The organism is Streptomyces sp. a15 (assembly GCF_059026085.1).
Map to the genome: position 1 here is coordinate 144724 of NZ_JBWLKM010000019.1, position 7053 is coordinate 151776.

The window sequence follows — 7053 nt, forward strand, 5'->3', positions numbered from 1 at the left end:
CTTCTTGATCGGATCGGACAGGATTTCTCACTCTCCTTCAGGGCGTGGAAACTCCACATTGCGGAGGCACCGCTGCTTTTCAGCGAAGGGCACCGCGGCCATCAGGGCAGCAGACGGTGCCGTTCTTCTCCTCGGGGCGTGCGGCACTATCAACAGGTCCGCTGCGGCTCCACCGCCAAGTGCAGCCGAATGCGAACACCCTCAAGGGTCGCCAGGATCGCCGGTTTGGCTAACCGGCGATGGTGGTCGTAGCGGCCGTGGACCCAGGCAGCAGCGGTGGCATTGCCGTGACCCCGCACATCGTGGGCAGCCTGGGCCAGAAGCTTCACAGCCTTTTCAGGCGTAGTGGCTCCGTAGCTGGCATAGGCCAGGGCCAGGGCCCGCAGCGGCGGGTGCCCGGCGGCCTCTGCACAGTCCGCCGTGACCTCGTAGTAGGCGCGTGCCCTCTCGTACTCGCCCAAGTCCCAAGCCACCCATCCGGCCAAGGCGGCTGTCTCTCCGGCAGCGATGGTCAGTTCTCGCTCGCGTTCGCCGGCGCGCGGTAGCACGGCAGTGATCGCGTCAAGGTGAGCCTCAACCATGCCTTGAAGGCGGTGGGCCGTCAGGTGATTCTCGCTCGCATGAAGGGCGCAGGCGCGATCAGCGAGGGCGCCCGCTGTGACCGAATCGATCTTGGATCCCCTGCCGAGGGCATGCGCAAGACGGCCCCAAGGTTCGGCAGCGGCGGCTGCGCCGAGCACGGCGCCCCCGATCAGCGTGCGGCGTTTCACGTCGTCCAGGTCCTCCCCTTCACGGCGCGTCCCCTTCCTCCGCCGGGCGCGGGCGGCCGCCGCCTCCCGCTGCAGTCGTTCAGGAGGAAAGCCGCAGGCCACAGAAATGCGCGCAGCGTGTGGTTGGTGGGGATGTTCTCACCATGCTCGTAGCGGTTGATCTCGCGGCGGGTCATGGTGTCCCGACCGGAGACAGCGTTGATCGCGGCTGCCTGTTGCTCCTGCGTGCGTCCGGCCTCCTGACGGAGCCGTAGAAGCAGTTCGGCGAACGGATCTACTGGCATGAGTGTGACCTCTGTCGGTGGACGGAACCCAATCATGGCCCCAAGTCCCCCTGTGGTTTCCCCCTTGACAGACTTTTCCCCCTCGGGATTCCCCTGGCAGGCGACTTGGACGCGCGGTGCGATGAGCCCATGACCAGGTTCCTCAACGCGGCCGACCGAGGCCATCCGGTGATGCTCTGGAACGGGGCCAAGCTAGGCGGCCATCTCCTGCCGAATCCGGTCCAGAGCATGGTCTGCTGCCTCTTTGATCTCCGGCAGCCGATTGTCCGCCGCACGCACTATGCGCTGCAACTGATGAGTGAGGAAGGCGCTGGCGGTCAGCCTCGTCGACCGCGGTGTGCAGCCGGGTGCTTTTCTGCATCGCCATACGAGGACAGACGCGGACAAGGCACTTGCCGAATCCCTGGCGGGGCCTTGGGCGGGTGGCCAAGTATGCGTCGACGGTGAGTCCTGCCTTTGCGCGGGCCCCGGCGCAGGTCTTGCACGATCCGCTCGCCTCGGCCGGTCGAACGCAGCCGACCCGGCAGGGGCTCTCGCCGTAGATCCGGCGTGACGGAGGAGCCGGTGCGGAAGCGCACCACGCGGCGACATCGCTTGGGGAGCCGGTCGAGCGCCAGGCTGCCAGGCACCGCCGGCACAGCCAGGGGAATTGCTCGCGGGACGGTCGCAGGCTGGGTGTACGCAGGAGCGCAGGGTGTGCCAGTCGGCGCCGAGCGGGAAGTGCAGCTCAAGTGCGGTGCGGTCAAGGCCGTGTGCGACCAGGTAGTCCCAGTCGGGTTCAGGCCCACAGGCGGGCGCCGCAGCAGGTTGAGGGGTTGCGGAGGTCATGGGGATCCGAAGAGCTTGTTGGTGACGGTCTGGGCGGCCTGCACCATCCTGCCGTCGGAGACGTTCCGGTAGGTGTCCTGGCTGTTCACGTCGTTGTGGCCGAGCAGGCGCTGAAGGACGTCGCGTGCGACGTCGATGTCCGCGGCGGTTTCGCCGAACGTGTGACGCAGCATGTGCGGGTGGATGTGGCGCAGATCGGCCTGCTCGGCAAGATTCGCGATGAGGTCCTGCACCCGCCGGCTGCCGATCGCCTCGCCGCCCGGGTCGCCGGTTGGTCCGGGGAATGAGACGAAGGCCCACGGGCTGTCTCCGGCGCGGCGGATGCCGAGTCGCTCGCGCATCCAGTCGGCGTACAACATCTCCACGGGTCCGGGAACAGGCAGGACGACCGTGCCTCGGTTCTTGTTCGCCGCGCCCCGCGGGTGGCCATCGCGCTTGCGCAGGTGGAGGTGTGGGCCCAGTGTGTAGGAACACCCGGGCGCCGTGCGCCCCGGAGGAACGAAGCGGAACCGGGCCACGGCCTCCTCGTCCCCCACCTCGGCCAGCAACAGCTTCACGGCCACGAACGCACGCGACTCCAGGTCGTGGGCCTTCCAAACCTCCCCCATGCCTCCCCGGCCGACCGTTCCACCAGGTCGTATCTCCCCGCCACCCGCTCGCCCGCCCGCACAGCACCCCCAAGTCCCGGCCCACCCGTCCGCAGCGTACTCATGACCGCTCGCCCACGGTTCCCAGAAGACGCACCGGACGCCCGGCATAGTTCCCGCGTCAGAACCGACCTAGGAAATGGCCACGCTCCTGAGACAGGAGCATGGCCACAGGTGCGAGACAGAGCAGAGATCGGCAGGTCACAGCATTGGTACATGCCGAGCGCAATGAGATCCCGCACCATACGGCGAAGTCAGTCGTTTTTCTGTCGTCTGACCTGGGCGGACTAGGTTGGGTGGCAAGAACCTCGATGACGGCTGGTTGGCTTCGTAGGTATCTGCGTGCCTCGGACCTTCGGTGAGCAGATAGCGGATCTGACGCGGCACGCTCAGTGGACCGAGAGCTCCGGTCCACACTCGCCGATCGGGTCGGCGCCCGCTTTGGTCAGGGTCTTCGGGGTGCCCGTCAGTCGTAGCACGGTTCTGCAGCCGCTTGATCATTCCGGGCCCGGCGTCATGCCAGGGGGCGAATCCCGATAGTCGAACTGCGCGTGTGATCAGCTGCTCGACAGCCTCTGAGGGGTGCCGACCCGGAAGGTGCGCCGGTACGCCGCCGGGGTTGTCGCCAGCGCACGGTGAAAGTGCTGGCGCAAGCTGTCTGCGCTGCCCAGCCCGCTCCGCTCCGCCACCGCATCCACCCCCAGATCCGTCGTCTCCAGCAACTCCCGCGCCCGCGCCAGCCGCTGCTGGTTGAGCCACTTCAGCGGGGTGACGCCCACCTCCGCCGCGAAGCGGCGGCCGAACGTCCGCGTGCTCATCCCTGCTCGGTTCGCCAACTCGGCAATCGTCAGCGGACGGTGGAGCCGGGCCAGCGCCCAGTCCAGCACCGGCCCGAGGCCCTCCGCCTGCGGTGGGACAGGGGCCGGCGGCAGTGCGTACTGGGTCTGGTCGCCCTCCCGGTGCGGGGCCACAACCATCCGGCGGCCGACCTCCGCCGCCGCTGCCGTGCCGTAGTCGCCGCGCACGATGTGCAGGCACAGATCGATGGCCGCGGCCGTGCCCGCGCTCGTGAGGATCGAGCCGTCGTCGACGTACAGGGAACGGTCGTCGACGCGTACGTACGGATGTCGGCGGCGCAGCTCCTCCGCGTACATCCAGTGGGTCGCCGCCGGACGCCCGTCCAGCAGCCCGGCCGCGGCCAGCACGAACGCGCCCGAGCAGAGCGAGGCGATCCGCGCCCCACGGGCATGTGCCTCGCGCAGCGCGTCGAGCAGGGCGGCCGGCGGTTCGTAGCCCTCCATCATGCAGGCCGGGACCACGATCAGATCCGCCTCACGCAGCGACTCAAGGCCATGCTCGGCCTCCAGGCGCAGACCGCCAGGAGCGCGCTGGGCGCCTCCCGGGGCCGTGGCGCACAGCGTCAGCTCGTACCCCTCACCCGCGAACACCGCGCACGGCACGGCCAGCTCGAACAGCGAGGTCTCCTCCAACAGGGTCACCACCACACGCAGCACCATGGCGTAAATCTACGGGAGGCTGACGTTTTCGCCAGTGGTGTGGCGTGGGCGCTGGTCGGATGGTGGGTGCATGGCATGGAACTCACTGACCACGCCCGGCCACCGGCTGGCCCTCGCCGGGATCTCGGCGATCGGCGTGACCTTCGGTTTCGCACGGTACGGATACGGTCTCTTCCTCCCCGAGCTGCGCGAGGAGTTCGGGCTCTCCGTCTCCCTCGTCGGGCTGATCGGCAGCGCCACGTACATCGGTTACCTGGCCGCGCTGCTGATGGTCCGCGCCCTCATCACACGCTTCGGACCGCGCCCGCTCGTCCTCACCGGCGGGCTTTCCGCCGCCGTCGGGATGGGGCTTGTGGCACTCGCCCAGGAGCCAGGGCTGCTGATCACCGGGCTGATTCTCGCCGGTACGAGCTCTGGCTGGGCCTGGGCCCCCTACTCCGACGCGGTCGACCGGATGGTGCCGGCCGGGCGGCGCGAGCACGTCATGGGCACCATCGCCAGCGGGACCGCCTTCGCCGTCGTGGTCGCGGGCCCGCTGGCGCTGCTCGCCCGCGGCACGGGATGGCGGTACGCGTGGCTGGCCTTCGCGCTGGCGGCGCTGGCATCGACCGCGTACAACGCCCGTGTGCTGCCCGGGGGTTCGAGCCGACGGATACAGAGCAGCGTCCGACCGACGTACCGTCGCAGCGCACTGCCGCTCCTGCTCACCGCCGTCATCTACGGCCTCGTCGGCGCCGTCTACTGGTCCTTCGCCGTCGAAGCGATCACCGACGCGGCGGGCACCGGCTCCGCAACCGCGCCCCTGTTCTGGTCGCTGATGGGCGCGGCCGGCACGGCGGGCGCGCTGACCGGCCACGCCGTCGCGCGGTACGGGCTGCACCGCGTCCACACCGGGCTCTTCTCCGGCATCGCCGTCGCCCTCGCCCTGCTCGGCCTCGCCCCCGGCTCACCCCCCGCCGTCGCCCTCTCCGCCCTGCTCTACGGCCCGTGCTTCATGGCCGGATCCGGGATCCTTGCGGTGTGGAGCTACCGCGTTTTTCCCGAGCGGCCCTCCGCCGGCTTCAGCGTCACCGTCTTCTTCCTGGGGCTGGGCACGATCGCGGGGCCCGCACTGCTCGGTACGTACGCCGAACTCCACGGCCTGCGAGCCGCGTTCCTCCTCACGGCGGGTGTCGCGGCCCTTGCCCTGACGTGCGCTCCAAGCCGTACAGCGCGTCGGCATGGACGCCATCAGGGACAGGACCAGGAACAGGAACAGGAACAGGACACTGGGACTTCGGAGCGGGACCGAGGTCATCCCCCTCAGCTTCGGGTGCATCCTCCCCAGCCCAGCGCCCCCAGCGCGTTCACCTCACAGGACTAGGTTCATTGGCAAGGAAACGCGGAGGACTGGGTTCGCTGTCAAACGCCTTGGTTGGATGACAGCGGAGTGCGCCACGAAGTACCACGTAATCGAGTGGAGGTGAAAGGCCGACACCGCCCGGCCGTCGCAGCGGTCTGGTGAAGCTGGGGGCAGCCTGATCCGGGGAACGCCGGAGAGGGTGGCAAGCGGCCCGACAACGGCGGGACGTGCTGGGACTACCGGACGGCGCGGGTCCGTCTAGCGAGGTCAGAAGGTGTAGCGAGAGCGAACCAGTGGTTGAAGCTCCGTAAGCATTCAGCCGGCTCAAACCTGGTGGCCGATCGGCCACGGATCTGAGACTCCCCCTTTGTCCTGTCGCATTGAAGATGTCGGATTCTCACTGAAGATCCACCATCTTGAAGTCGCTGGTCACAGGGCTGGTGTGAGTCGTTGCTCGTGTACTCGTACTGGCCGGGGGCGCTTGTCGTAGCTCAAGATCGTCTGCTGTTCCTGCGATCACGGATCTGCGGGTTCCCCGGCGTGCGCGAGGCGGGTGTCCCTACGATCCGGGCAGGAGGTGCATCAAGGTGGCCCAGGATGCGGAAGTGGACCTTCGTGCGCTGATCACGGCCCGCGGGCCGAACTGGAGCTGCAGGCCGAGAAGTTGAGCCAGCAGTTGCAGGAGGTCCGCGACGAGCTGGAGGAACTCACCGTCGCCGAGCGGGTCGCGCGTCGGCTGGCCGAGCAGCTGCGTGCCGAAGCCGAGCCGGCGGTGACATCGCCTGCCGGGCAGGTCGCGGGCCGTGCGGTGGTGGCGGTGCCGCCACGTGAGCGGGACATGGACGAGATGGTCCTGCCCGCGGACTATCAGCGGATCATGGACGTGGTGCGGCGGGCGGATGGGCCGGTCATGGTGAAGCAGGTCTGCGGTGAGCTGGGGATCTCTCTGGAGCCGGCCCGTTCGGAGGCGCTGCGTGCGAAGCTGAACCGGCTCGCGGAGCGGGGCTGGCTGCGCAAGCTGGCCGACGGGAAGTTCACCACCACGCTGTGAGCGCGCCGGGGCGGCAACGTCATGCGGCTGAGGCCGTAACATCCGTGCCCCCGGCGGCAGTTGATGTCGTATGCGAAACAAGACCAGCTCCGCCAGGGGCGCTGAGACGGTTGTCTACCAGTCGAGCCTCACCCTGTCCACGGCCACCCTGACCTTCCTCGGCGACCTGCTGCGCGGTCACCTGAAGAAGATCCGCTCAAGGTGGCGCAAGCTGTCGGCCGGGCGGATCGCCGCGGTCGTCCTCGCCGTTCTCCGCCATGACCAGCGGCTTGCCGACTTGGCGGGCGGCAACGGCATCTCCGCCACGACGGTGCGGCGTTGAGTGCTGGAGGTGATCGGCCTGCTCGCCGCGCGAGCCGAGCGCCTGGACCGCGCGTTGAAGAAAGTCGCCCGAAAGGGTGGCCACGTCGTCCTGATCGACGGCACCCTGATCCGCACCCGGCGCCGCACCGGGAAGGACAACCGCCGCAACTGTTGAGTCGGCACGGAGCGCGGTGCCGGTGTTGCCACCGGTCCGTTTCTCCGTGCCGCTCGCCGAGTGAAGTAGGCTGCCGACGAGGTGCCTGTGGTTCGGGTCCTTTTCCGACAGCCCCTTCCCGAACGGTACGGGCCAG

8 protein-coding genes are annotated in these 7053 nt (G+C 68.7%); 4 read left to right on the forward strand and 4 right to left on the reverse strand.

Annotated features, from left to right (window positions below; all coding sequences use genetic code 11):
• Positions 1-149 precede the first annotated feature (149 nt).
• From AC5P09_RS21435 to AC5P09_RS21450, 4 genes are all read right to left on the reverse strand, one after another.
• Complete coding sequence (locus tag AC5P09_RS21435; RefSeq protein WP_493875435.1) at positions 150-770, reverse strand: hypothetical protein; 621 nt, start codon at positions 768-770, stop codon at positions 150-152.
• A complete protein-coding gene (locus tag AC5P09_RS21440) occupies positions 767-1054 on the reverse strand; it encodes a helix-turn-helix domain-containing protein (protein ID WP_493875436.1) in 288 nt (95 codons plus the stop codon). Before AC5P09_RS21440 ends, AC5P09_RS21435 begins: the two co-directional genes overlap by 4 nt.
• An 824-nt stretch (positions 1055-1878) precedes the next feature.
• Positions 1879-2490 (reverse strand): tyrosine-type recombinase/integrase, encoded by a 612-nt coding sequence (locus AC5P09_RS21445; RefSeq protein ID WP_493875437.1) that lies wholly within the window; start codon positions 2488-2490, stop codon positions 1879-1881.
• A 596-nt stretch (positions 2491-3086) separates the two neighbouring features.
• Positions 3087-4034 (reverse strand): helix-turn-helix domain-containing protein, encoded by a 948-nt coding sequence (locus AC5P09_RS21450; protein WP_493875450.1) that lies wholly within the window; start codon positions 4032-4034, stop codon positions 3087-3089.
• 82 nt (positions 4035-4116) lie between these two features.
• On the opposite strand from AC5P09_RS21450, the gene AC5P09_RS21455 reads away from it, so the two are divergent.
• The 4 genes from AC5P09_RS21455 to AC5P09_RS21470 all read left to right on the forward strand — a co-directional run bounded on the left by AC5P09_RS21455 (position 4117) and on the right by AC5P09_RS21470 (position 6917).
• Entirely contained in the window at positions 4117-5409 is a 1293-nt protein-coding gene (locus tag AC5P09_RS21455; protein WP_493875438.1) for an MFS transporter, read from the forward strand.
• Positions 5410-6052: 643 nt separating this feature from the next.
• Positions 6053-6439: a hypothetical protein gene (locus tag AC5P09_RS21460; protein ID WP_493875439.1), complete on the forward strand. Its 387-nt coding sequence runs from the start codon at positions 6053-6055 to the stop codon at positions 6437-6439.
• 70 nt (positions 6440-6509) lie between these two features.
• Entirely contained in the window at positions 6510-6761 is a 252-nt protein-coding gene (locus tag AC5P09_RS21465; protein WP_493875440.1) for a hypothetical protein, read from the forward strand.
• A complete protein-coding gene (locus AC5P09_RS21470; protein WP_493875441.1) occupies positions 6762-6917 on the forward strand; it encodes a hypothetical protein in 156 nt (51 codons plus the stop codon).
• Positions 6918-7053 lie beyond the last annotated feature (136 nt).

What these genes read in the sequence shown, in the direction of transcription:
- AC5P09_RS21455 (WP_493875438.1), top strand. Translation starts at nt 4,117, where the DNA reads ATGGCATGGAACTCACTGACCACGCCCGGCCACCGGCTGGCCCTCGCC.
- AC5P09_RS21445 (WP_493875437.1), bottom strand. Translation starts at nt 2,490, where the DNA reads ATGGGGGAGGTTTGGAAGGCCCACGACCTGGAGTCGCGTGCGTTCGTG.
- AC5P09_RS21465 (WP_493875440.1), top strand. Translation starts at nt 6,510, where the DNA reads ATGCGAAACAAGACCAGCTCCGCCAGGGGCGCTGAGACGGTTGTCTAC.
- AC5P09_RS21440 (WP_493875436.1), bottom strand. Translation starts at nt 1,054, where the DNA reads ATGCCAGTAGATCCGTTCGCCGAACTGCTTCTACGGCTCCGTCAGGAG.